At 59.9% G+C, this 23,427-nt stretch carries 21 protein-coding genes; 10 read left to right on the top strand and 11 right to left on the bottom strand.

Translation table 11 applies throughout. The features are described from left to right. Window positions 1-108 precede the first annotated feature (108 nt). The 8 genes from JNM28_10090 (at window position 109) to JNM28_10055 (ending at window position 7,025) form a co-directional block, all read left to right on the top strand. Window positions 109-444: a hypothetical protein gene (locus JNM28_10090; GenBank protein MBL8068789.1), complete on the top strand. Its 336-nt coding sequence runs from the start codon at window positions 109-111 to the stop codon at window positions 442-444. 55 nt (window positions 445-499) lie between these two features. Then, a complete protein-coding gene (gene rlmN, locus JNM28_10085; protein MBL8068788.1) occupies window positions 500-1,564 on the top strand; it encodes a 23S rRNA (adenine(2503)-C(2))-methyltransferase RlmN in 1,065 nt (354 codons plus the stop codon). Beyond that, the gene (gene lptC, locus JNM28_10080; GenBank protein ID MBL8068787.1) at window positions 1,561-2,100 is read left to right on the top strand and encodes an LPS export ABC transporter periplasmic protein LptC; all 540 of its coding nucleotides are present in this window, start codon (window positions 1,561-1,563) and stop codon (window positions 2,098-2,100) included. The genes rlmN and lptC overlap by 4 nt, the downstream gene beginning before the upstream one ends. After that, window positions 2,097-3,140, top strand: a complete 1,044-nt coding sequence (locus JNM28_10075; protein MBL8068786.1) for a hypothetical protein — start codon at window positions 2,097-2,099, stop codon at window positions 3,138-3,140. Before lptC ends, JNM28_10075 begins: the two co-directional genes overlap by 4 nt. Next, window positions 3,140-3,928, top strand: coding sequence for an LPS export ABC transporter ATP-binding protein (lptB, locus tag JNM28_10070; GenBank protein ID MBL8068785.1), 789 nt, complete (start codon window positions 3,140-3,142; stop codon window positions 3,926-3,928). The genes JNM28_10075 and lptB overlap by 1 nt, the downstream gene beginning before the upstream one ends. Further along, complete coding sequence (locus JNM28_10065) at window positions 3,915-5,024, top strand: LptF/LptG family permease (protein MBL8068784.1); 1,110 nt, start codon at window positions 3,915-3,917, stop codon at window positions 5,022-5,024. The genes lptB and JNM28_10065 overlap by 14 nt, the downstream gene beginning before the upstream one ends. Before the next feature lie 2 nt (window positions 5,025-5,026). Next, entirely contained in the window at window positions 5,027-6,559 is a 1,533-nt protein-coding gene (locus tag JNM28_10060; GenBank protein MBL8068783.1) for a DUF3084 domain-containing protein, read from the top strand. Between the two features lie 100 nt (window positions 6,560-6,659). Further along, on the top strand, window positions 6,660-7,025 hold the full coding sequence (locus tag JNM28_10055) for a pre-16S rRNA-processing nuclease YqgF (GenBank protein ID MBL8068782.1): 366 nt from the start codon (window positions 6,660-6,662) through the stop codon (window positions 7,023-7,025). Here JNM28_10055 and JNM28_10050 read toward each other — a convergent pair. From JNM28_10050 to JNM28_10010, 9 genes are all read right to left on the bottom strand, one after another. After that, window positions 7,012-7,830 (bottom strand): UDP-3-O-acyl-N-acetylglucosamine deacetylase, encoded by an 819-nt coding sequence (locus tag JNM28_10050; GenBank protein ID MBL8068781.1) that lies wholly within the window; start codon window positions 7,828-7,830, stop codon window positions 7,012-7,014. The genes JNM28_10055 and JNM28_10050 overlap by 14 nt on opposite strands. Beyond that, window positions 7,814-8,857 (bottom strand): UDP-3-O-(3-hydroxymyristoyl)glucosamine N-acyltransferase, encoded by a 1,044-nt coding sequence (gene lpxD / locus JNM28_10045; protein MBL8068780.1) that lies wholly within the window; start codon window positions 8,855-8,857, stop codon window positions 7,814-7,816. Before lpxD ends, JNM28_10050 begins: the two co-directional genes overlap by 17 nt. Further along, window positions 8,827-9,822: a hypothetical protein gene (locus JNM28_10040; protein MBL8068779.1), complete on the bottom strand. Its 996-nt coding sequence runs from the start codon at window positions 9,820-9,822 to the stop codon at window positions 8,827-8,829. Before JNM28_10040 ends, lpxD begins: the two co-directional genes overlap by 31 nt. Next, entirely contained in the window at window positions 9,809-10,444 is a 636-nt protein-coding gene (locus JNM28_10035; GenBank protein MBL8068778.1) for an OmpH family outer membrane protein, read from the bottom strand. The genes JNM28_10040 and JNM28_10035 overlap by 14 nt, the downstream gene beginning before the upstream one ends. Window positions 10,445-10,465: 21 nt before the next feature. Continuing rightward, a complete protein-coding gene (locus JNM28_10030) occupies window positions 10,466-12,280 on the bottom strand; it encodes a BamA/TamA family outer membrane protein (GenBank protein MBL8068777.1) in 1,815 nt (604 codons plus the stop codon). 90 nt (window positions 12,281-12,370) lie between these two features. Beyond that, on the bottom strand, window positions 12,371-16,972 hold the full coding sequence (locus JNM28_10025) for a hypothetical protein (protein ID MBL8068776.1): 4,602 nt from the start codon (window positions 16,970-16,972) through the stop codon (window positions 12,371-12,373). A 30-nt stretch (window positions 16,973-17,002) separates the two neighbouring features. Beyond that, complete coding sequence (locus JNM28_10020; protein MBL8068775.1) at window positions 17,003-17,455, bottom strand: DinB family protein; 453 nt, start codon at window positions 17,453-17,455, stop codon at window positions 17,003-17,005. A 9-nt stretch (window positions 17,456-17,464) separates the two neighbouring features. Next, window positions 17,465-18,661 carry an MFS transporter gene (locus JNM28_10015; protein ID MBL8068774.1) on the bottom strand — a complete coding sequence of 399 codons (1,197 nt, stop codon included), beginning with the start codon at window positions 18,659-18,661 and terminating at the stop codon, window positions 17,465-17,467. 43 nt (window positions 18,662-18,704) lie between these two features. Continuing rightward, on the bottom strand, window positions 18,705-19,391 hold the full coding sequence (locus JNM28_10010; GenBank protein ID MBL8068773.1) for a redoxin domain-containing protein: 687 nt from the start codon (window positions 19,389-19,391) through the stop codon (window positions 18,705-18,707). Window positions 19,392-19,506: 115 nt separating this feature from the next. On the opposite strand from JNM28_10010, the gene JNM28_10005 reads away from it, so the two are divergent. After that, on the top strand, window positions 19,507-19,686 hold the full coding sequence (locus tag JNM28_10005) for a hypothetical protein (protein ID MBL8068772.1): 180 nt from the start codon (window positions 19,507-19,509) through the stop codon (window positions 19,684-19,686). A 72-nt stretch (window positions 19,687-19,758) separates the two neighbouring features. Beyond that, on the top strand, window positions 19,759-20,904 hold the full coding sequence (locus JNM28_10000; protein ID MBL8068771.1) for a trypsin-like peptidase domain-containing protein: 1,146 nt from the start codon (window positions 19,759-19,761) through the stop codon (window positions 20,902-20,904). A gap of 74 nt (window positions 20,905-20,978) precedes the next feature. On the opposite strand, the gene JNM28_09995 is transcribed toward JNM28_10000, so the two are convergent. After that, the gene (locus tag JNM28_09995; protein ID MBL8068770.1) at window positions 20,979-22,178 is read right to left on the bottom strand and encodes a potassium/proton antiporter; all 1,200 of its coding nucleotides are present in this window, start codon (window positions 22,176-22,178) and stop codon (window positions 20,979-20,981) included. Between the two features lie 308 nt (window positions 22,179-22,486). Continuing rightward, complete coding sequence (locus tag JNM28_09990) at window positions 22,487-23,218, bottom strand: PEP-CTERM sorting domain-containing protein (protein ID MBL8068769.1); 732 nt, start codon at window positions 23,216-23,218, stop codon at window positions 22,487-22,489. Window positions 23,219-23,427 lie beyond the last annotated feature (209 nt).

Here is a 23,427-nt window from a genome sequence, read left to right as displayed (position 1 = left end):
TGGCCGCTCGGTTCCCGGCATCACTGGGGGATCGCCTCCCCAGAATCTCGGGATGCCGAAATCCCCGCCACCCGCCCACGCCAAATGGAGAGGGACTAAACTCGGCCTGTGAACCTCTACGAGATTTGGGTCGATGTCGCCCCTGGCGAGAGCGACCGGGAGCTGGTTGCGGCCATGCGAACATGGCTCGACCACCATGTCGCCCACGGAACGGCCGAGGGGTACCGCATCAGCCGGCGGAAATTCGGGTTCGGTTTCGCCCCTCTCGGGGAATTCCATGTGACGATCGAGTTCAAAGACTTGGCGCAACTCGACCAGGCCTTCTCGTTGGCGGCAGCCCGTGTCGGCGAATCAGAAGCGCTGCATGCGGAGGTGTACCGACGGGTCGTCAATTACCATGCCGCGCTCTATCGGGATTTTCCCGATCCGGAAGACCAGCGTTAGCCCCGGGGCAAGCCCAGGCGGGGGAGGAGATCCCCATCCCCGGTAAACTCCCCTAGTGGAACCCCTCATCGGCAAGACAACCGCCGAACTGGAACAGCTCGCCCTAGCATGCGGCGAAAAGGCGTTCCGGGGTCGCCAACTTTCGGGGTGGATCTATCACAAAGCCGCCCGCAGCCTGGCGGAAATGAACGATTTGCCCAAGGCGCTCCGCACCGCTTTGGCGGAATCGTACACGGTTACCCCTCTCGAACTAGCCGCCCACAAACACAGCCTGGACGGGGTGGACAAACTGCTGGTTCACAACGGAGACGGCCAAGTCTATGAATGTGTTTTGCTGCCTTACGCCAAACGCGTCAGCTGTTGCCTGAGCAGCCAAGTCGGCTGCCCAATGGGTTGCACGTTTTGCGCCACCGGGATGGGCGGGTTCGACCGCAACCTGACCCATAACGAGATCGTGGCCCAATACCTGTGGCTGCAATCGCTCACCGAGCGCCGGATCAGCCATGTGGTGTATATGGGCATGGGCGAGCCGTTGTTGAACTTTGACAACGTCGTGCGGTCGCTCGAGTTGTTCCATTCCGAAGTCGGGTTGAGCTACCGCCACCTCACGGTCAGCACGGTGGGTTTGGTGCCGCAAATCCGGGAACTGGCTAAGCTCAAGTTGCCGATCCACTTGGCCTTGTCGCTCCATAGCCCCATCGATGCGGTGCGCTCAAGGCTGATGCCCGTCAATAACAAGTGGGATGTTGCGGAGACTTGGGCCGCCATGAAGGAATATCACGCAGCAACGGGCCGGAAGGTGACGGTCGAATACCTTTTGATCGACGGGGTCAACGACACCCCCGACCAGGCTTCGGCTCTGGCCAAGCTGGTGCAAGGCACCCCCAGCGTTGTCAATTTGATCCCGTTCAATTGGGTGGATACGGGGAACGGTTTTTCGCGGCCAGGGAAAGACCGCGTCCGGTCGTTCCGGATGGCTTTGGAATCGGCCGGGGTGAACGTGACTCAGCGGGTGGAAAGGGGACACGACATCGCCGCTGCGTGCGGCCAACTCGCCGGTCAGCACAAGGGCCGGTTTGCACGGAGGTCGGCATCGCACCCCTTGCCCGTTACATCGTGAGCACGTTGGCCCTGTCCGCATTGGTCGGATGCGGTGCCAGAGGTCGGCCTCCAAAGCCGAGCGCGGCCGTTGCTGGTTCTGCCGCCAAAGCCAAGGAAAACGCCCCACGCAAGGTCGTCCAAACGGGCAGCGTCATGCTGGAGAGCGCGAACGATGACGGCACAACCGCTTGGAAAGTGCACGGCGAATCGGCCCGAGCCGGGCTACAAGAAGGGGCGCCTTCCGAATTCTTCCTCAGCAATGTGACCGGCGACGTGTACGATGGCAAGAAAGTGGTCAGCACGCTTGCCGCAGAAGAAGCAAAGGCCGAAACGGCTTCCAAGAAGCTCGTGTTGAGCGGCCAAGTCTCGGTGACTTCGACCGAGCAAGACATCGTTCTGCATGCGGACAAAGTCCGCTGGATGGAAGACCGGCGTTTGTTTGCCGCTTCTGGGAACGTCCAAATCGAAAGCCCCGACTTTGCATTGGGGAAAATGGACGAGGTTTGGGCCACCCCGGATCTCCGCCGGATCGGAAACCCCTCGAAATTCAAATGAACCGCCCCCTCACTGCAACCACCCTCTTCATTGCCGCCGCCGTGGTTGTCTTGGCGCAGAACCTGACCGGCGTCGAATTTAAGAGCAAGTCGGGCGACTTCAGCATTGCGAACATTTCTGAACAGATGTTTGAATCGGATGCCGCTGCCAAAGCGATCGACTTCGAATTTTCGGGCAAGCCTTTGCGAGGGCGTTCCGATTCCCAGTCGGCGGCATTTGAATCGTTGGCGGCCAAGGGCCAGATTCGGTCGGGCAGCGGGGGCACGATGTACCTCTTATCTGCCACGCTTTCTGGCGGGGTTATCCTCCGCCAAAACCCGGGCAAACCGGACGAAGTCGTCCTCTCCAGCCCGGCGGTCACGCTCAAGGAAACTCCGAACCGCCTGGCGATGACCGCTACGTTTTCCGGCAACTTGACCGTGTCTGCCAAAGACCCGGATGCCAAGATCACCGCCGGTTCTGGCACGGTGACCTTGAGCGGCCCAGCCGGGCAAAACCGCTCTCTGGACCAAGCCACCCTCCGGGGTGCCGTGTCGGTCACCGCAAATTCTCAGGGCACCACGACCCTCACCACCAACGGCTTGTTGCTGAACCAACGGTCTTCGAGCACGGTTTTCCAAATGGCGAGCCCGTTCACCATCATCCGCACAGCCAAGGATGGGAACGGCCGGCCGGTCCGGGTCGAATTCAAAGGTGCCAGCGGGAATGTGACGACCCCGGATATCACTAAGGCCGGCAAGGGCAGGCCAGTCACTCAGGCCAGCATCCGGGGCCCGGTGACCGTCACGTTCGATGGGAAATCCAAAGATGGCGACGACCTTCACCTTGTCGCCCGTGGCGACCGCATGACGCTGGATCCCGCCGGAAAGTTGTTGTTGACCGGCAATGTTTCCATTGAAGGCGGGGGGCTGGATTATCAGAGCCAAGGTTCGGGCCAAACCGTGTACATCTTGTTGGATGAGAACATGAAACCTACCCGGTATGGCGCGGCCGGAGACCCGGCGAAAATCGATGTCAAGCCAAATGGGGGTGGCCGTTGATGCAAGTTTCCGCCCACGATTTGGTCAAAGTCTATAAGCGCCGCCGTGTGGTGGACGGGGTCAGCGTGGAATTCACATCTGGCGAGATTGTCGGCCTTTTGGGCCCCAACGGGGCCGGAAAAACGACCACCTTCTATATGATCACGGGGTTGATCCGTCCCAACCAGGGGGTGGTCAAACTCGATGGCAAACCGATCACTCGATGGCCGATGCACCAACGGGCGCGCGCCGGAATCGGATACCTGGCCCAAGAATCCAGCGTTTTCCGGCGGTTGACGGTGGAAGACAACATTCGCCTGGTGCTGGAAGCCCGTGGCCTCAGCCGCAAAATCCAGGATGAGCGGATCGGACAACTCAGCGAAGAGCTGCACATCACCAAAATCATGTCGAGCTTTGGCGGTGTCCTTTCGGGCGGCGAACGCCGCCGGGTCGAGATCGCCCGGGCCATGGCGACCGAGCCCCATTTCATCCTGCTCGACGAACCGTTCACAGGGATTGACCCGGTGACCATCGAAGAACTGCAGCACATCATCGCCCGCTTGGCCGCAAAGGGCATTGGCATCCTGATCACCGACCACAACGTGGAAGCCACGCTCAACATCACGGACCGGAACTACATTTTGGTGGACGGCAAGATCATCGCGACTGGCGATCAATCCGCCATCCGCGCCAACGAGCTGGTCCGCAAACATTACTTAGGCCAAGGCTACGACCAGATCGCCAAAGACCGGGGGCCCCGGCCAGTTCGCTCCCACCAAGACGCCCCGGAAGAGCATGAAAAAGATTGACCGCCTGATCATCGGCGAAATTTTCGGCCCTTGGGTTTTCGGGGTTGCCATCTTCACCGTGCTCATCATGGCCGGTTCGTTCCTCTTCACGTTCACGCGGTTTTTGAGCTTGGGTATCCCCCTGTTCCTGGTGATCAAACTCACTGCGCTGCTTTTGCCTGGGATCTTGGCCAAAACGTTCAGCATGGCCATGTTGCTCGGCACCTTGCTGGCCTTTGGACGCCTGAGCGGAGATAGCGAAATCGTCGCCTTGCGGGCTGGCGGGGTGAGTGTGGTGCGCATCATGGCACCCGTTGCCGCCTTTGGGCTTATGGTCTCGCTGCTGACCTATGCCTTCACCGATTACGTGGTGCCGGGGGCCAGCTACCAAGCCTCGGCCATGCGACAGACGGTTGAAAAGAGCATCGACACCTCCCAAAAGCGCCCCACAAGCCGCCCGATTTCGGAAAAAGGGAAATTGGCCGGCTACGTGGTGGCGGAAGATTACAGCCTTGCTGACGGCACCCTGACAAACGCCAAGATCCTCAAGCTGAGCCCGGATGGTCAAGTTGAATCGGTATTGGAAGTTCCCAAACTGATGTTTGACACATTGGACAAATGGCAAATTTATGGCCGCTCCCGCCTGCATTTTTTGAATGCCGGCAACCGCATCACCGTTGACGTGGCCGATGGCATTTGGCCAGAAGGCACGGTCCGCCCGACAGAGAGCCCCAAAGACATGAGCGCTGGGACCGAACAAGACCTTGACACTCGCTCGTCCCACGAAATCCGTCATATCCTTGAAACCACCTCGGATATGGATAAGGCAACTCGCATCAACTGGGAGTTCGGTTATTGGAACAAGTTTTCCCTGCCTTTGGCCGCGTTGATTTTTGGCTTGGTCGGGGCCCCGCTCGGTATTCGCAATCACCGTGCAGGCACGGCGACCGGTTTCTGGTTGAGCGTGATCATCATTTTCGGCTACATGCTGGTTACGAATGCGCTGAGCATCATGGCTCAGGGCGGGGCGATCCCCGCGTGGCTGGCCAGTTTTGGTCCAGTCTTGGTGGGGGGTATTGTGGCGATTGAGCTGATCAGGAGGAAGAACCAGCAGTAACGATGGATGCCGTCCCAATCCTCTTCTTGCTGGCAATGGTTTTGGTGGGCGGGCTTGTCGCGTATTACGGCGACAAGATCGGGATGGCCATCGGCAAAAAGAAGCTCAAAGCCTGGAAGCTTCGTCCCCGGCAAGTGGCCTCGCTGGTCACCTTTCTGGCTGGGGCATTGGGTACGGCCCTGACGATTGGCGCGCTGTTTTTGCTTTCCCAACCCGTGCGCAGTTGGATCACTGAGCGCAAACTCACCGAAGAAAAACTGGCCACAACCAAAGCCGACCTGAGCAATGCCCAACTCAGCGTCCAGGAAACCCGCAACCGGTTGAAATCGGTGGAAGGCGAACGCCAAGCGCTCACAACCGACATTCAAAAGAAGAACCAAGAGCTCAAGGATGCCCAGATCGAGCAAATGACCTTGAACTCGAAGAACAAAGACCTCGACCGCAAGGGGAAAGACCTGTTGAAAAAATTCTCGCGGCTCACCGGTGAATTGAAGTCCGTCAACTCCGAACTGAAGACCACGCAGTCGGAGAAGGTGAAAGTTGAGGAGGAAATCAAAAAGTCGCTCACTCAACAGGGCGTGCTCACCAACAACAACCAGGCGATTCAAGAACGGAACCTGGAACTGACCAAAGAAGCACTTGACTTGGAAAAAAAGGCCGAGGCTCTGCAAAAGCAGATCAGCCAAATCAACGAGGAATACAACGCCCTCATCAAGGCCAGCAATGAGGCCGACGCCAAATTCAACAGCCAGTTGGAAACCTATCGCCAAGAACTCAAGAAGGCCGAAACGGAATTGTCCAAGACTTTGGCCGACTTGCAACGCAGCCGGAATGCCATGGAAGCGGCGGCTCAAGGGGAGACCGGGGCGAACCTCAAGTTGAAATACACGCTCAACAATGCGCTGATTTTCCCGATCGGAGCCGAGGTTTACCGGGCGGTATTGCCGGCAAATATGAGCCTTGGCGATTCGTTGCGGGCCGTTGAAGGATTCAAGCGCCAGCTCCGGGAGGCCGCGCGCGAGGCGGGCGCAAAAGAAGACATCGATGGCCGGATCGCCGACCTATTGCCCGACTATACGCACCCGAAACCAATTTCCCCCCAAGACCAATGGGAGGCCTTAGCCGATGGCATTGCCGGGCATCCCGTCGAATCTCTGGTTGTCGCCACGGCCAAGCTCAATTCGTTTGAAGGCGATTTTGTCCCGATCGAAATCCACGTGTTCGAAAATCTCAAGGTTTACGATCAGGGTGATTTGGTCGTCTCTCTGCAAATCGACGGGCGGAAATCCGTCCCAGATATCGTCGCCCAGATCGCAGCCCAAATCGGCAAAGAGCTGCCAAAAACCCTCTCCCAAAAGAAAATGATCCCCGTTGTCGGGTCCGACCAGCCATATGGGTCGCTCGACACGGATCGCATCATTGCCATTGCTTTGGAGATCAAGGAAGCCGGGATCCCTTTGCGGCTGCAATTGATGGCGGCCAAGGAAACCTACCGGGCCGACCGGATCCAATTCACCTACCGGTTGCGGCCCTGACCCAGGCGGCCAAAAGCCCGATCAGCCACAATCGATCCCGGCGGCAATGACCGGCGAGAAAACAATTTTAGCGATAGATCCTGGAAGCAGCAAATGCGGGATGGCCCTTGTCCGCCGCGATGGGATGGATCATCTGCATTTGGATTGGCATGCGATCGTCCCGACCGTCGAACTGCCAGCCCGGGCCGCCGAATTGCAAGGCAGCCACCCATTCGGATTGATCGTGGTGGGCAACGGTACGCGGTCGCGTGCCGTTGTTGATGCCCTGCGTGAAAAAATGCCGAGCATCGGCATTTTGGTTGTGGATGAAAGGGACACCACGATGATCGCCCGCGAGCGCTATTGGGAGCATAACCCCCGTCGGGGCTGGAGAAAACTGCTCCCGGCCACTCTGCAGGTGCCACCGGAAGCCATTGACGACTACGCTGCCCTCGTCTTGGCCGAACGGGTGCTTACGTCCGATTGATCCGGACGGCGGCGGCAAGCTTTCGAGCGGCTTCGACATTCCATTTGTGGCCGGTGTATTCGGCCACAACGTCCAAATGGGCAACCGGAACTCCAGCAAGGTACATGTCGCCGATGCAATCGAGCAGCTTGTGCCGCGCCGGCTCGTCTGGGAACCGGGCGGAGTTCAAGTAGCCGAGCGGTCCAATGGCGAGGCAACTTTCTCCGTCGAGCCCTTGGCCAAGACCATATTGTTTGGCGACTTCAATTTCTGATTCGAGCACAAAAGTCCGCGCCGGGGCCACTTCGTTGGCAAAAGACTCCGGATTGAGCTCGACTTCAAACTCTTGGCGGCCGATGAACTCACCATCCCTCACGTAGATGCTCCGCCACCACCCTTCGCCAAGCCCGACGGCGAACTTGGTGGGGAGTTCCTGCAAAAAGATCCGGGCAAACGGCCCTTCGATTTCCAATATCCCGCAACCCGTCAACCCAGCGGATCGGATTGCCTCGACATAAGGAGTTGCGCAGCCCGCGGCGGCAGGGAGTTCCCCTCCCTCGACGACGACATCGGCGTCAGTGACCTCCAGCCCGGCAAACGCAGCCATGAGGTGCTCGATGGTTGAAATCGCGCCGAGCCGCGTGCAGCGGGATGTGTCGGTGACGTTCTCTGGTGCGGCCGCGACCCAATCGCCGTCCGGTTCACGGAATCGGATCCCTGCATCGCCCGGCCCGATGCTGGCGGCAGCTGACGCTCCCGAATGCAGACCCGGCCCTTCGATCCTGACTGTGCCGGATACGGTTTGCCGGTTATAGGCCCGCAGCACCCTTCAGCTCCTCAATCTGCTTTTCCAGCTCCCTCATCCGCTTATAAAGGTCGGGCAGCCTGCCCTGCAGGGCCAAGACGCGCATGGCCGTGGAAAGGGGCACGGGTGGAGTCCCAAAATATTGTCCGGGGGTGTCCATGTCCCCCATCACGCCGGATCTTCCCCCAAAAACCATGTCGTTGCCAACGGTGACGTGGTCGCTGGTGGCGGCTTGGCCGCCAAAAACATTGCGCTCGCCGATGACTGTGCTTCCGCTGATCCCAACTTGGCTGGCCATGACGGTGTGGGCGCCAATGCGGCAGTTGTGACCGATCTGGACCAAGTTGTCGATTTTGACTCCGTTGGCGATAACCGTATCCCCGCAAGTCGCCCGGTCGATACAGGAATTGGCCCCGACTTCCACATCGTCTCCCAGGATGACGCCACCCGCCTGCGGGACTTTTTGTTGAGCTTTGCCGTTCCAAAAATATCCGAATCCGTCCGACCCGATTACCGCGCCAGGATGGATTCGGCAGCGGCGGCCCAGGGTGACATCTTGCACCAGCACGGCATGCGGAAACACATCACAGGCTTCGCCTAGCCGGCATCCGGGGCCGATGACGGCGTGGGACATGACCCGGCATTGCGGACCGACTTGGGCGTCGGCCTCTACGACGGCATAGGGACCGATCGCGGCCGTGGGGTCGATCTGGGCCGACTCGTGGATCCTCGCTGTGGGGTCGATTCCCAGGAGTTCCCGTTGGCGTTCGTAAGCGGCCAACACGATTCCAAATGCCATGCGGGGGTGGGCGACCCGGATGCATGGTTTGGAAATCGATGGGGTCTCAGCCGGAACCAAGAGGGCCGCAATCCCAGAATCCAAGGCGGTGCGCAGGAATTTTTCGTTCTCTGCAAACGAGATTCCGGTGTCGTCATCAGAATCCGCCGGAACCGGCCGGTGGATCACGAGGTCGGCCGGGCCAACCATCTCCCCGCCGACCATCTCGGCAAGTTGACTCAACGTGTAACGGCGTTGCGATTCAGCCATTCCCGGAACTCCTCGGTTGCATCGTGGGCCCGGCGGTCTTTCACCATGCGGTATCCCTTCGAATCTAGGAACACCTTGGCATATTTCTCGATTTCCTTCTGGGTGAGCCCCTTTTGCCAGACCGCTGTCGCGAAACCTGGTTGAAGAGCCGCGGGCCCCTTCCCGGTCAGGTTTTTTGCGGGGAGTGCCGCAAGCTCCCGGCTCAGTTCCGGAACTGCGGCGTCGACTTGCCCCATGACCTCCCGGATCGCCTTGTCGGCGTCTTCGGCTGCCCGGGCGACCCCCGCTTGGTCGGCAGCGTAATCGAGCTCTTTGAGTCGAGCCCTCCGGTCGCGCACACCCGATTCATAGGCACCCAACACCTCGCCGAGCTTGGCCTGGAATTCGTCGTCGAGGGTTTGGATCTCCCCTCGGATGGTGGCGATCTTTTGCTCGCGCCATTCCCGGTAGATGGCTTCGCTCCGGGCTGGCGGCGGCGCCTGCCCATTGTCGGGGAATCCGATCCGGGCGGCAAGGTCGACGGCGAAATCAGCACGTCGTGCCGCGTAGTCCTCCACCAACGACCGGGCCTTGGCCAGGGTTGCCTGCCAGTTGGCGTCGTCTTCCAGCTCGGCTTGCTTTTCGGCTTCGATCACCTTTGCCCGTTCTTCACCAAGATATTTGCGCTCCAGGTCGCGCTGCAACCTCTCCCGGCTCCTTTCCCGGTTGGCGCGGAGGGTTTCTAATGCCTCTGCCCAAAGGGCGGCCCCTTCCGATTCTTGGAGGTGCCGCACGGGTCTAGATTGCATAGACGCCGCCAATCCGCCTTGCTTGGTCGGAATCTGGGGGCCATCCACACGGGCAGATCGTTCTTGGGCGTCTGGCTTGAATTGCGCCAGGTCGATCCAAACTTGTTTGGGGGCTGGCGCACAGCCCCCAAACGCGATCAGGATCAAGACAAGTCCAAACCCTTTAGTTGGATTCATCCACGGCTTTGATGGCCGCATCGGTGATATCGTTGGAAGCATAAACTGCAACCGTGGTCGGGAAGATCACGGTATATCCGTCCTTTTTGCCGACCCCTTGCGCCGCGTCGCGGGCCTTTTTGAGCACGTTTGCAAGCATGTCGTCTTGCATGTTGGTCAGCTGTTGGGAAAATTTTTGGTTCCAGTCGTTCAACAAGGCATCGGAACCGCGGCGGAGGTCGGCGAGCTTGTTAAATTCGGCCCTTTCCGCGTCGGAGAGAGAGGGTTTTTGCATCAGGCTCTCAAATTTCTTACTCTCGTTCCGGATTTCTGTCTTGAGCTTTTCGAGCTCATCTTTGTCCGCTTGGGTAGGGGAATCTTTGAGGGTCAGCGATTCCAGCTTGGTGGCTTGCTCGGGCGTGATGACCTTGTTGAGGTTCACGAACTCAAGCAGTCCTTGGCGCAAGTTGACTTGGACCGTCATGTCGTCGCGCACTTTTTTGCCGGCTTTGGATTCGGACAGGATGCGCTGCATATCGACGACGGCCATTTTGTTCTGTCCCGCTTGGAAGCCGGAAGCGAACATGGTCATGGCCATGACCCCCGCCACTAGCCAGCCCAATCCTGATAAGTTCTTGTTCATTTTCTTGTCTTTATCCGTTTGTTAGAAGCTGGATCCCACGGTGAAGTGGGTCCGGTTGCTCCCTTTTTCGTCGAACGCGAGGTCTACGCGGATCGAGCCGAGTCCGGGGACGCGGAACCCGAGCCCAACGCCGTAGCCAAAGTGCAGCCGCGGAGAGTCCGATTGTTCGAAGTTGTTGATGACGCCGTAACCGCCCCATGCCCCACCCCAATCGGTGAACCCGATGATGTTGAAGGATTTCTGGATCGGATACCGGTACTCCAAGGTGGTCAGCATGGATGTGCTCCCCCAGAACCGCTGGTTGGGATAGCCGCGCAGGGAGCTCGCCCCGCCGACAAACAGCTGCTCGAAGAACGGTACGGTGCCGCTGAGGTGCCCGAGTTCGAATTTGAAAGCCAAAACGGGACGGGGCTTGGCCAATCCAATTTCCGGCGTTTCATCCGGGGCCAAGGTGGGCGACTTGGACCAATACTTTTTAACCGTGAGGGTGGAGCGGAGGAACGTCGACTTGCCCAATGTGTCCGAGAACTTGGCGACGTTCCCACCGATCTTGGTGATGTTGCTATAGCCAGGTTCCAAGAGCAGTTGGATAGTGTCGCCTTGAACAGGCTCGGCATAGGGTTGGGCCGTGCTGTAAGTTCCGCCGATTTGCAAGGTGACGAGGTCGCCATCTTGCTGGACGATGTCGCCCGTCGTTGTTGAAGTCAAGTTGATCGTGCGATTGTTGCGGGCCGTCAAGCCAACGTTGGCCCGGTACCGCTCCCCATAGGGTCGGTTGAAGTTGAGCGAAAATCCGGTTTGGCGTTCATCGAATTGGCTGTCGGCCGAACTGCCCGAACCGACAAACCCGTTCCCGGTGAAGTTGTATTGCACCGTCGAGAAAATCTTAAACTGCATCGCCGTGTCTTTGCGGTCGTAAAACCGGTTGCCAAAGACGAACTGGGCGCTGAGCCCCCCGCCGACGGTTGCCATTTCAAATTCTGCGCCCACGGTTTGCCCCATGCCGCGGAAATTCGATTCGGTGTAGCTGGCGGTGCCAACAAGCCGGCTTTGCGGATCCAAGGCAACGCCAGCGTTGATTTGCGCAGTACGAGCTTCTTTGAAATTCAGGGTGATATCGACGACTTCTGGCCGATCGCCAACGCTTTGTCCACCTTTGATATCGTCAAACCAGTACGTAAAGTACAGGTTTTCGATATCATTCTGAATCGTTTTCATATTCAACGGCGCCCCGGGTTTGGATTTCATCATCCGTTGGATGGTTTCGGGTCGCGTCCGAGTGAGTCCTTCCAGCTTCACGTTGCCGAGTACGGTTTCCAAAATTTTAACGGTGAGGGTGCCCTCGGATTCCTCGATGGGGCCGAACTGTTCGAAGTTGATGAGGTAGCCCTTGTCGGTGTAGATCTTCTTGATGGCGTTGGTTAGGCCCTGGGCTTTGTTGTTGTTCCAAATGTTGCCGATGACCTCTTCGGTATCGAAGAGGGGCAAGATCTGGCTGTCGGGCACCACGGTGTTGCCTTCAATCCGGATTTCTTTGATGACAGGGAATTCTTTGACGAGGACGGTGAGGTCGGTGTCGGTTTCGGTGATGTCGCGGCGCAAGATCTCAACTTTGCTGAAGAATCCGAGGGCCCGGATATCCTCTTCGTCGCGCACGATGGAGGCTTGGTCGACCGGCTGCCCCGGCTTGAGCCGCATGACGGCTTTGATCGCGACCTCGTTGATGTTCTTCAACCCCTCTACTGAGACGTTGCGCACGGTGCGGGTTTGCGCCCATGCCCCTCCTGCCAATGCCACTGCTGCAAGCAAAACCCAAATCCGTTTCGTCAAATCCACCCTCGCCCTGTTGTGATTGCTAGTTTAGACGCATGGCCCCAATGGTGGTTATAAAAACTGTGGGACCGGGGAAATTGAGGCCGTTTGCCATCAGAATCTCGTGGAGTAGGAGATCCCGACTTTCCAGGGCACCTGCTCGTTCACCCCGGCAAACACCCGGAAACGCGAAAAGAGGATGTCTTTGGTCGGCGGCCGGTAGCTGAGACGCAGTTCGAACTTCAGTTGCTCCACCCCTTGCCTGGCTACCTGGCGACTCCCTTCAATCATCAGCCCCTTTGCCAACTCGCGGCCCCCGCGGATCACGGCCCCGTCGAACGGGTTGTAATCCAGGGCCAGGTAATCCAGGTCGAGGGCCGTGGCAAGGCTCCCGGTGAACCGCTGGGTCAGAGAGGGAACGGCCAACGAAAAGAGGCTCTGGGTGATTCCGCTCCTTTGGCTGGGGTTCCCAAACGCGGAATCGGCGATCGATTGGATGAAGTCGCGCTGCCCGATGATTGCGCGAATCTCCTCCACGGAAAGGTCTGGCGGGTCGCTGGAGCCGTTGATCCGGACGTTTTCGGGATCCAGCAGGTTCCCTTGGATTTGCAAGTTTAGGCGATACGTCTGGTACTGATCGCTTGTGCGCCGAACCGTGACCACGGTCCAACCCTCGATGTTGAGGTCCGCGCGCGGATCGCTACCCGCGCCAACTGTCACCACAACCGTGCCTTCTTCGAGGTTGATTCGGCTGGACGGCAGATTCATCTCCCCGGATTTAACTGTGAACGGGGCCCGGATATCGACTTCGCTCAAATGTCCATTCAGCACGGCCGCTCCCGAAAGCTTGATGTTTCCAGTTGGGATGTTAAGGGTTGCGCCTGGCCGGGCGACGAGTCGGAAATCTTGGAACTGCGGATCGACCGGAAGGGATCCCCCGCGCTGGGTGGCGGGGAAAGCCGGCGGAAGGGTGATGTTCAAATTTTCTGCTTCCAAGTTGCCCGAAACCGTTGGCGCGCCAAGCGTCCCCCCAATCTTGACCATCCCATTCACAACGGCCTGGGTTGGCTTGTCGGCCGCCAAAACCTCTGGTTCGCCCGGTCCGGCCCCGGGATTGGCCAATTGGATTTTCTCGCTTGCCCGGAGGTTGTCGATCTGGATGATCCCCCCTTCGATGGTTGCTGCCAAGAGGGCATCGAAATCCAATTCACCTTGCAGGAACCGCCTCAGGTTGATATCCCCCTGAACGGCGACCGTTCCGCCTTCGGCCCCTTGAGCCTGGCCGGTGATGGTGGCCTTTTCGCCAGACGTGAGCAAGGCGAACTCAACCCCTTGCAGCAGGAGGTTGGTCGATTGCAGGGCAAATTGTGCCGGCCCGCTGCCATCGGCACCGAACCGTGCTTCCCCACCAAGTGTGTAGCCGTCGCGGTTCCCGCTTGCCCGGATCTGCCCGAAAATCGACCCGTGCGTCCGGCTGAAGTCAATTCCGGGGAAGTATTCGGCCAAGGTCGATATCGGCCTCTTTGTCAAGGTCAGGCTGGCTTCAGCCTGACCGTTGGGGTGCTCTTCAAAAGCGTCCAAGGGGGCCGTGGCCTCGATGTCCCCTTCGATCCCCCGGAACCGAAGTTTGCCAGACGCGGTCAGTGTTTGATTGCTGAACTCGATAGTGTCCACGTTGGCGCTGAGGTCGATAGGCGAGAGTTTCCCGTCCGCTCCTTTCGTTTGGAAATCTGAAGCGGTCAGGCTGGCTTGGCCGGTCAGGTTGTCGGTCTGTCCTTCGGCGACAAAATCGGCATTAATCCGGGCGTGGAACTCTGGCGCATTGTCGATGAACAAGTTGAGCGTATGGGGGTCGAAGCCAACCAGCCGCCCTTCTGCCGTGATGTGGTCAGATCCTTCACCTTTCTTCCAAGTCCCAATCAGCTCAGCAATCGACTCGGCTTCCCCTTCTTCCCCGCCGGCGGGTGCCCGCCAGGAGAACTTTTTGAGGTTGGCTTCGGTGGCGGTGCCGGAACCGGCCAAATCCACCGCCCCCAGCGACCGGCCAAGGGATTCAAGCCGACTGGCCACAAGGCTTTTCACGTCGATCGACCACTGTTCCCCGGTTTGCGTGAAGCCGATTTCGGCGGAGACCAACCCTTCAAGGTCGCGAACAACGCGTTCCGCTTGGATATCCGGGATGCTGATCTGCCGGGAAGCGGCGCGGATGATCCCGCCGATCTCGACATTGGTGGCGATAAGTGTGCCAGCCACACTCCCGTCGTCCAGACGGTAAGCGGCTTCGGGGACTTCCACCAAACCCGAAATCGAACTGACACCGCCCGAGACGGCCAAGACCCCGTTTGCAAGATCGATTTGGAATTGGCCGGAGCCGGCCTCGAACTGGTTGACTTCCATCCCTTCGATGCTGAGGGTGGCTTGCCCAGACCATTTGCCGTTTTCATCGGATTGCGCGGCGCCCGCCACCCCTGCCGTCCCGGTGACATCCAGGAGTTCGGCGTCCACGGGCAGCCTCCCCAGCGGGATTCCGTCAGCCTTGAATTCAAACTTGGCCCGCTTGTCGGCAAGGTCGAATGAGCCAGAGCCGTCAAACGCGCCGTTCCCGATCCGGCCCTGTAGGCTGTCCACCCGGATCCGGGTACCCAAACCTGAGGCTTGCAAGGCCACGGAATCGACCGGCACACCGGCGACGATGAGGTCGCTTGAATGGGCGGTGGCCTGGAACTCGGGCTCATCCAATGTCCCGGAGACCGTGATGGCATCGGAATCGACCCGGCCAACGAACGGCGCATCTGGCAGCAGGTCGGCCAGGAAGATGTCTTTGGCGGCAAGGTTGGCCAGGATTCCGCCCGATTCGATGTCATAAGTCGCTTGGCCAGTCACCCGTCCCAAGCCGAATTGGGAAACGATCCGACTGGCCGAAACCTGCTTGCCATCAAAGGCCAACGTCGCTTCCGTCCTGGGCAAAACCGTGTCCCCTGCGCGAAGGTTGAGCACGGTGGCTTCCAAAACGGCCCTCGGCGACTGGAAAGTCCCCGTGAGCGTCCCCGAGCCATAGGCGACACCTGTGAGTTGGTTTGTGTAGGCCGAGAGGTCAACCCCGCCCGCTTCGACCTCTAGGTTCAGGGCCTGCTTGTCGGTGTTCACAGACCCGCTTGCGCTCAAAACGCCGTTCGGGCCACTCGCAACGGCCCGCTCGATCGTCGCCAACCCTTTGCGCCATCCAATCCGGGCATCGACTTCGCCAAGAAGGTAGTCCTTGTCTCCCAGGCTCAACTGGGCATAGCCGGCGACATCGGCCAAAATCTGCGGGTCAGCGGGGGTTCCGGTCAAAAGGGCCTTGGCCCGGGCGGCCAAAACGAATACCCCGTTGTCCAGTGGGAATTCGAGCGGCACGATCTTGTCTCCCACCGTTTCGACTTCCCCAGCGACAAAATTGCCGCGGTAATCGGCGGTGACCCACCCTTTAAGGGCGGCCGACTGCCAAATCGCCCGATCGATCACAACACTCACCCGCTCGCCGTCTGCAACCACGTTGCCGGCGATCTGGCCGACCCTTTCCCCGGATGCGTCGATCCGGTCTGCAGAAACATTGCCACTCACCGAAACCTTCCCCCGGTCGATGGAAGCCACCCCTTCAAACCGCCCTCCGGCAAGCGCCACGCCTTTGGGGATTGCGCGGGAGATGGCCGGCCAAGCGCGGCGGGAATCGGCCAGGACCGCCACCACCTTCCCCGAGCCGGAAAATCCGCCGGACCAACTCACGGGCCCATCCCAACTGAGCATGCGCCCGGGCTCCTCGACCCGGGCGGTGATTTGGGCGGACTGGGAGTACAAAGAGACCCGGGCGGCAAGGGCCGCCCCGCGGAAGTAATCGGGATCCCTGATCCCTTTCCCCGTCAGGGCCAACTCGCCGTGGATTGAGGAAATGTGTTTTTCGTCGCCGGCAACCGTCGCGTCGCCGGCCAGGGACAGGTCGTCGGCCTGCCAGCGGTCGGCGATCCGCCGGGTTTTGAGGTCGAGAAAGGCATTGGCAAGGGGCCGCATCCGGTTGAGGTTGGCGGCCAACCCCGTGACCTGCGCCTTGAACCGGTTTTCCCGGTCAAACGCGGCGTTGATCCTGGCCTTTGCCGCGCCCCCCCAATCAAAATCGCCAGAAACAACGTTCTGCTTGCCGTCGGAGGAGAACTCGAGCCCCCTGACAATCAAGGATTCTGCAACCGGCCTTTGCCCCGATTGGTCGCTGACCGTGAGTTGGGCGCGATCCACCATCAAATGGATCGGCTTGGGCTTGGCATCCGGGTTGTGGGGGGGCAAGATGTCGAGGGTGTTGAAGGTTCCGTCCTTGCGCCGGACGATGGTCCCCGTGACCGAATACACCCGTGCGTCAAAGGTTTCCGCCTTGCGGGCCACAAAAATCTTCTTTGCCTGGGCCACCACTTCGCCTTGCTGGTTGCGGACGGTGACCCCGGTAGCGCCCAAGGTTTGCGAGACCGGATCGATGGAATAGGATTCGGCGCTGATGTGGATTGTTCCGCCCCGCCCCGTGTAAGCGATATCTAACCCGGTGCCCGGCGCAGCCAGGACTTCGAGGCAGTTGAAAAGGTAGATCGCGCCCAGGACGGTCAAAAGCAGGGTCGGCGACCAAGCGAGCAACGCCCGCCCAAATGCCAAAAAGATGCGCCAGAGCGCGTCGGTCGCCTGCTTGAGCTTCACTGTGTCAATTGGTTAGACGTGGCACCTTGGTCAATTGTCCGACAAGAGCCGGGTGAGGCGTTCGATGTGGTAGAGATCATGCCCGATCACCGTGCAAATCACCGATTCGGCACCCATGCGGCCTTGCTCAGGGTGGATGATGTGCCCGGACCAATCAGTGACGCTACGGACAAAGGCCAGGGTTTCCTCCCGGTCGGCTTTCCAGGCGGCCAACTGCTGGCCAACATCGGATCCGGCGTAATTTTTGTTGACCGCCTCGGCTTCTTCGTCAAACAACTCGACTTCAGATCCGGGGGCTTGCACGGCGGCGGCAAATCTCGCCCGGAGCATCGGTTCGCAATCGGCCAGGTGGGCAACTGTTTCCCTGGGGGTGAAAAAACCTGGTTCGGCCCCGTCCCATTTGTCCTTACCGATGGCTTCCATCAGCCTTGCGACGGAAAGGGGGCCAGCTTCGAGGGCATTGAGCAGGTAGCGGTTGTTCACGGCTCGCTTTTACCCTGGGGCGGGGGCGGTTTCGGCATGGGGCACGGCCAAAGGGGCGGCGAAGGCGACGAGCAGGCACACCCCGCCGGCCACGAGGTAAGGCAAGGCATGCCACCGGTCAAAGAGGGCCCCGCCGATGAGCGGCCCAAGCATGAACCCAATGCTCCGGGCCGATTGGAGAACCCCGAACACTTCGCCTTGCCGGTCTTCAGCCACGGATTTGCTGCACAGGCCGTTGACAGTCGGGTTAGCGACGCTCACTCCGACGGCATAGCACAGGCTGGCGGCAAACAATCCCGCTAAATTAGGCACAAACGGAGTCATGGCGAGCCCCAACCCTTGGAGGATGTAACTGGTCCACAGGAGCCCCCGTTCGGGGAATGCGGCAACCAGCCGCTTGAGGAGTAGGCCTTGGACGAGCAACCCGACAACGCTTTCGAACCCGAACAGCAGTCCAAAATGGAATTCCTGCAGACCCCATACCGCGTTGAGGAGGCGACCGAACGTGCCTTCCAATGTCGCCAAGGCGAACCAGGCCGACCCAGCAAGGAGGACGAGCGGGAGGAGTTTGGGGAATTCCCGGACCAAGGGGCGGAACCCGAACTTCCGCCGGGTGGCCACGGCCTCGTTCTGGGAGAATTCTCCCCACAGGAGGACGGCGGCAACCCCGGTCACGGAAAGCCCCATGGCCACCCATCCAAGCACATGCGACCCAAAGGCGGTGGCGATCACGCCGCCGATGAACGGCCCGGCAATCAACCCGGTGCTTTGGGCCGCACTCAGGTAACCGAGCCCCACCGCCCGGGACTTGCCGTCGGTGGAATCGGCGATGCTCGCCTGGGCGACGGCGACATTGGCCCCACCCAGGCCGGCAATGATGCGGCTGGCAAAGAGCATGGCTGCCGTCCCCGCCAGGGCATAAACCGCCATCGCCCCCGCACTCAGCAAGGTGCAGGCGACGAACACGTTCTTTCGGCCCAAATGGTCGCTTTTGGCCCCCCAGACTGGGCTCACCAGGAACTGCACGATGAACATGCTGGCGAGAATGAGTCCGATGACGACCCCATCGGTCACTCCGGGGGGCAGGCTCCACCGCTCAGCACGCAGGAACAACTCGGCCCGCGTCTGGATGTCGGGGATGATCATGCCGAAGCCCGTCATATCCAGGGCCACGGCGGCGATCAGCGGGATTTGGCCGCGCTTCACAGGTCGATTGTATTCGGTAGGCCGGAATTCAGCGGCAATTGTGTTACCATGCCGGCTTGTCAGTGCCGACGGGGCGGAAGAAAAAGCATCCGCTGGTCATCTTTTCCGGCGCCATCTCCATGTCTAAATTTGCGGGTTGTTTGCCGGATAGCTTGCTCAGCTCCAAGTTCAAATCGTTGAGCATCGTTTTGTTGTATCCCGGCCAAACCTGGACGACGGTGCCTTCTTGGTCGGCCACGTACGTGTAAACCGACTGCTTGGCTCCAAATTCTCGGAAGACGGTATCGGTCTCACTCGCTAAGATCGGATAGGGGACTGAGAAATCGGTCTTGAATTTCTTTGCCGCCTGGCTTCCGGCATCGAACAAGCCGACGAATTGCACATCCGACCCGTAGTGCCGGGCCAACGCGGTGAAGAACGGCTGGGCCTCGATCGAACAAGGGCACCCGTCCTTAGTCATCACAACGACTGCCGGTTTGCCACCGAGCAGTTTTTTGCTTTCAATCTCGGCTCCCTGGGTGTCGGGGAGTCGGAACTGTGGCAGAGGTTCTCCAACGAACGAAGCCGCATCGACTTCCATTTTCTTGGTCACCGGGTGCCGGGGGACATCCTTGATGTTGTAGGTGCTGACTTTGACCCCCCGGAAGGCCGGCTTGGCGGACTGCACCCAAACCCCGGCGCCAACCACGGCAGCGCAGAGCACACCAACGGCAACGGGGAGCATTTTCATGGACCTAGTTTATGGCATTCCTCCCGCGTCCCCGGGGCCAATGTAGAATGGAATCGTGCCAAGGCTGACCATTGAATACTGCGTGCAATGAAACTACCTCCCCCATGCCGCCAGGTTGGCGGCGATGTACCGGGAGGAGTTCGGACTTGAGGCGGAGCTCGTCCCCGGGAAGGGTGGGATCCTGGAAATCTCCTATGACGGATGGGTTGTTTGGACCAACCGCGACAACCGGGGTTTTAAGCCGAGCAATGAAGAGGCTGGGAGTGCCATGCGGGAATTCCTGGACCGGCACTAGGGCCCGGTCGGGGCAGATGCCGGATCGCCTGAACGGATTTTTGCGTATTGGCAGTTGGGTAGGAATCGGACGATGAAGCCAGGACACGTGATTTTGATGGGCGTGGGGTTGTTCGGCGTGGTGTTCGCCGCCTCCTTGGTTGCGTTTAAAGTAGGGGCGGCATCGCAAAGCCCGGCGGTGTACCGCATTGAACCGAGCACCGTTTCCAGCGTGGAGGTCCAGAATGCGGCGAAATCATTGCCCGATTTCCGGGCCGCGGCGAAAAAAATCTTGCCGAGCGTTGTCAGCGTGACGACGTTGATGGAAGGGGAAAACTGGTTTGGCGAACGGTACATCGAGCCCAGCGGGACCGGGAGCGGGGTCGTGCTCAGCACCGATGGGCACATCGTCACCAACAACCATGTGGTGACTGCCGGGGGCAACCGGACGGCCGACAAAATCCTGGTCAAGTTCAGCGACGGCACCACCGCCGAAGCCAAGGTCATCGGTAGCGACGAACGATCCGACATCGCGGTTCTGCAGGTGAAGCACGGGGGCCTCACCCCGATCGAGGTTGGCGACAGCGAGTCCTTGGAAGTCGGCCAGTGGGCCATTGCAGCCGGAAACCCCCTTGGATTTGAACAAACGGTCAGCGTGGGCATCGTCAGCAACACCAAGCGACCGCTGAAAACCGACGACTACGCCATTTTCGTCGACGGCATCCAAACTGACGCGGCCATCAACCATGGGAACTCGGGTGGGGCGCTGTGCGATGCCCAAGGCCGGCTGATCGGGATCAATTCGATGATCGCCTCAACGGACCAAGGCTCGGTTGGGATCGGATTTGCGATTCCCGTGAACCGGGTCAAGACCGTTGTTGACGAAATTTTGAAGTTCGGACGGGCGCGTTATGGTCGCATCGGAATCGCCGTGCGCAGCGACAGCAGCATCCTCGGCATTCCGCAGATCCGGGCACGGCTCAAATCCCAAACCGGGGCCCAGTCTGAACCACCGACGGAAGGCGTCATCGTCAGCCAGGTCTTCCAAGGTCCGGCGGCCCAGGCGGGCATGGCCCCGCTCGACGTCATCACCGAAATCAACGGCAAGCCGATGCACGCCACCGAGGACTACCAAGTGTTCATGGCGGATAAAAAGCCGGGGGCAAAGCTTACGGTCAAGATTTGGTCGCGAGGCGAGACCAAAACACTGACCATCACGCTTGGCGACGATCAGGCTTAGAAAGAAGGGACGATCAGCTTTACCCCGGCCACGGATCCGAGCGACTCGGCAACCCATACGATCGACGACCGGCGCTAAGGCTTTTCGGGAACCGGCGGAGAATCCGGTGCGAGCCTTTTCGCCAGCAGGGGGATCGTCGGGCCTTGCAGGACGGTTGAGAAAACCACCACGAAAAACACGAGATTAAAGATTTCGTGTGCCCGCGGCAAATCGGCGAGAAGGGGGAATGTGGCGAGGACGATCGGCACGGCACCCCGCAGGCCGCACCAGGAGACCAGAAGTTGGTCGCGCCAGGGGATGCGGAAGGGGGCAAGAGAGACAAACACCCCGAGCGGCCTGGCCACGAACATCAGAATCAGCGCGACGAGGGTGCCGGGTCCTGCCACATGGATCAGCTCGCGCGGAAAAACAAGGAGCCCCAGCACCACGAAGAGGCCAATCTGCATCAGCCAAGCGACTCCGTCGAAAAACCGAGCGAGACCCTTTTGCTGGCGGAATTCTCGGTTGCCGAAGATCACCCCCGAGACGTAGGCGGCCAGGAATCCGCTACCCCACAGCATCGCCGTGCCGCCGAACGCCACCAAGACAATGGCAATTCCGAGCCCGTGGTAGAGGCCGACGAATTCGAGCCGGAGCTTGCGCATCGCCAGGACGCCCAGGCGCCCGACCAGCCATCCCCCGGCCCCGCCGATCGCCATTTGCGTCGCGAAGCCGAGTGCGCTGGCTCCGGCGTTGAAGGTCGGTTCGGTCAGCGAGGCAATGAGGGCTCCGGCGAGAAAGATTCCGGTCGGGTCGTTGGTGCCCGATTCCATTTCCAGCGTGTCGCGGAGCTCGGGTTTGATGCGGATATCGCCCCGGCTCAGGGTGCTGAACACGGCGGCAGCGTCGGTGGGGGCGACGATGGCGCCCAGGAGCAACCCTTCGGTGATCGAGAACTTTAGGAAATAGTGAGCCGCCGCGCCGACCACGGCGGCGGTGGCGGCGACGCCCAGGGTCGCAAGCACCAGGGCTTTGGGGAGCTGGGGTCGCGCCGTCCTCCAATCGAGGCCGATACCCCCTGAGAACACGATGAAGGCGAGGGCGACGATGCCGATCTCTTGGGCGAGGCGGGCATCCGAGAACCAGATTCCGCCTGGCCCTTGCGACCCGAGGGCCATGCCGAGCACTAGGAAACTGAGCAACACGGGGACGCCAAGGCGTGAAGCCAACCGGCTGGCGACGATGCTCACAAGCAACGCCAACCCAATGCCGAGCATCCACGCTTCAACCGCCATGGCTGTTCCTACCCCAAATCCAGGCGGCGCAGTGCGCAAAGGGCGAGAAGGGCGGATTCGCTGACTCCGCGCCAAACGACGACCAGGTTTGAAGGGCTTTGGCCCGCAAATTGCGGTTAACCCTTCCATGAAGTCTCGGATGTTCTGGTTGTTGGCTCTGGTGTTGACGGCCTTGGCCGGGTGCGGCGGCAATGGGATCGGCGGGACGGTGACTGACCCGGGCCATTCAGGCTCTTACACCATCGACTGAAAAGCAGTTCGCCGGGAGCCTGATGGCCACCCGGCGAACATTTCGGCCATCCGCCTTCTTACTTCTTTCGGCGGCGCAACGCGGCGAGTCCGCCCAAACCCAGCAGACCGAGGGTCATCGGCTCTGGCACCGGGGTGCCGCTGAACTTTGTGACGATGAAGTTTCCGTTGGAGTTCACGGTCGTGGAGGTGGATCCACTTTGCCACTTGGCGGCGAAGAGGGATCCATAACCGTTGGCGGTGTCAGTGGCCGCAATGGCGTCGAACGCGGCTTGTCCGGCCGTGCCCCCGATGGGGGTTTGGGTGGCGAATCGGATGAGAACCGCCAAATCGCCGCCGTTGTAGGCGTAGCTGCCCAAGTTGAATCCGAAATTGGGCCCAAACCCGTTGGGCGTCCCCCCGGTCGGGAAGTCACCGGGGAAGAACGAAATCGCCCCCGAGCGGACTTGTGTCGCCGTGCCGATGAAGTTGCTGTCGACCGTCGTCGTGATCGCCGTCGGGTCGACTCCTTCCCCAACCCAAATGTCGAACTGAGACATATCGACCTGGACGGGGGGCCAGGTAGCCCCGGAATTCAGCCGGAACGACATGCCATCCAAGTTAGTCCCGACCAGCCCGGTCAACTGAGAAGAATCGATGACCATTTGGTATACGCGGCCGCCGGCCGTGTTAGTGGTCAGCGAAAAAGTTCCTGGGCCCTCGGTGGCTGCGAAGGCATTCGGGGCGACGACATCAACCGCCGAAGCCACAGCCGCACACGCAAAGACCGAGATTATTGCAGTGATTTTCATTTTTTCCTCAACTCCCCAAACAGGGTGCATCAACAGACTATCAGACTTTCCTATTTGATTCACTAATAAATTTGCTAGGTTGCCGGCTGGGAGCGTTGTCTGCTCCCCCGAGCCGTGCAGCCCTTCAAGATCGGGTTAAGGAAATTGGCGCCTCTGTGGCCGCCCCTGAGTCCCTTGATGGCAGAATCGCGCTTTCGGGATACACTAAA

This window comes from Armatimonadota bacterium, assembly GCA_016789105.1.
GTDB lineage: Bacteria > Armatimonadota > Fimbriimonadia > Fimbriimonadales > Fimbriimonadaceae > UphvI-Ar2.
The sequence above is the reverse complement of the archived record's forward strand: the minus strand, read 5'-3'. Positions and strand labels throughout refer to the sequence as shown.

Bases quoted from the DNA above. Each gene is read 5' to 3' on its own strand.
- JNM28_10075 (MBL8068786.1), top strand. From the start codon at position 2,097: ATGAACCGCCCCCTCACTGCAACCACCCTCTTCATTGCCGCCGCCGTG.
- lptB (MBL8068785.1), top strand. From the start codon at position 3,140: ATGCAAGTTTCCGCCCACGATTTGGTCAAAGTCTATAAGCGCCGCCGT.
- JNM28_10065 (MBL8068784.1), top strand. From the start codon at position 3,915: ATGAAAAAGATTGACCGCCTGATCATCGGCGAAATTTTCGGCCCTTGG.
- JNM28_10060 (MBL8068783.1), top strand. From the start codon at position 5,027: ATGGATGCCGTCCCAATCCTCTTCTTGCTGGCAATGGTTTTGGTGGGC.
- JNM28_10055 (MBL8068782.1), top strand. From the start codon at position 6,660: ATGGCCCTTGTCCGCCGCGATGGGATGGATCATCTGCATTTGGATTGG.
- lpxD (MBL8068780.1), bottom strand. From the start codon at position 8,857: ATGGCTGAATCGCAACGCCGTTACACGTTGAGTCAACTTGCCGAGATG.
- JNM28_10040 (MBL8068779.1), bottom strand. From the start codon at position 9,822: ATGAATCCAACTAAAGGGTTTGGACTTGTCTTGATCCTGATCGCGTTT.
- JNM28_10035 (MBL8068778.1), bottom strand. From the start codon at position 10,444: ATGAACAAGAACTTATCAGGATTGGGCTGGCTAGTGGCGGGGGTCATG.
- JNM28_10010 (MBL8068773.1), bottom strand. From the start codon at position 19,391: ATGAAAATGCTCCCCGTTGCCGTTGGTGTGCTCTGCGCTGCCGTGGTT.
- JNM28_10000 (MBL8068771.1), top strand. From the start codon at position 19,759: ATGAAGCCAGGACACGTGATTTTGATGGGCGTGGGGTTGTTCGGCGTG.
- JNM28_09995 (MBL8068770.1), bottom strand. From the start codon at position 22,178: ATGGCGGTTGAAGCGTGGATGCTCGGCATTGGGTTGGCGTTGCTTGTG.
- JNM28_09990 (MBL8068769.1), bottom strand. From the start codon at position 23,218: ATGAAAATCACTGCAATAATCTCGGTCTTTGCGTGTGCGGCTGTGGCT.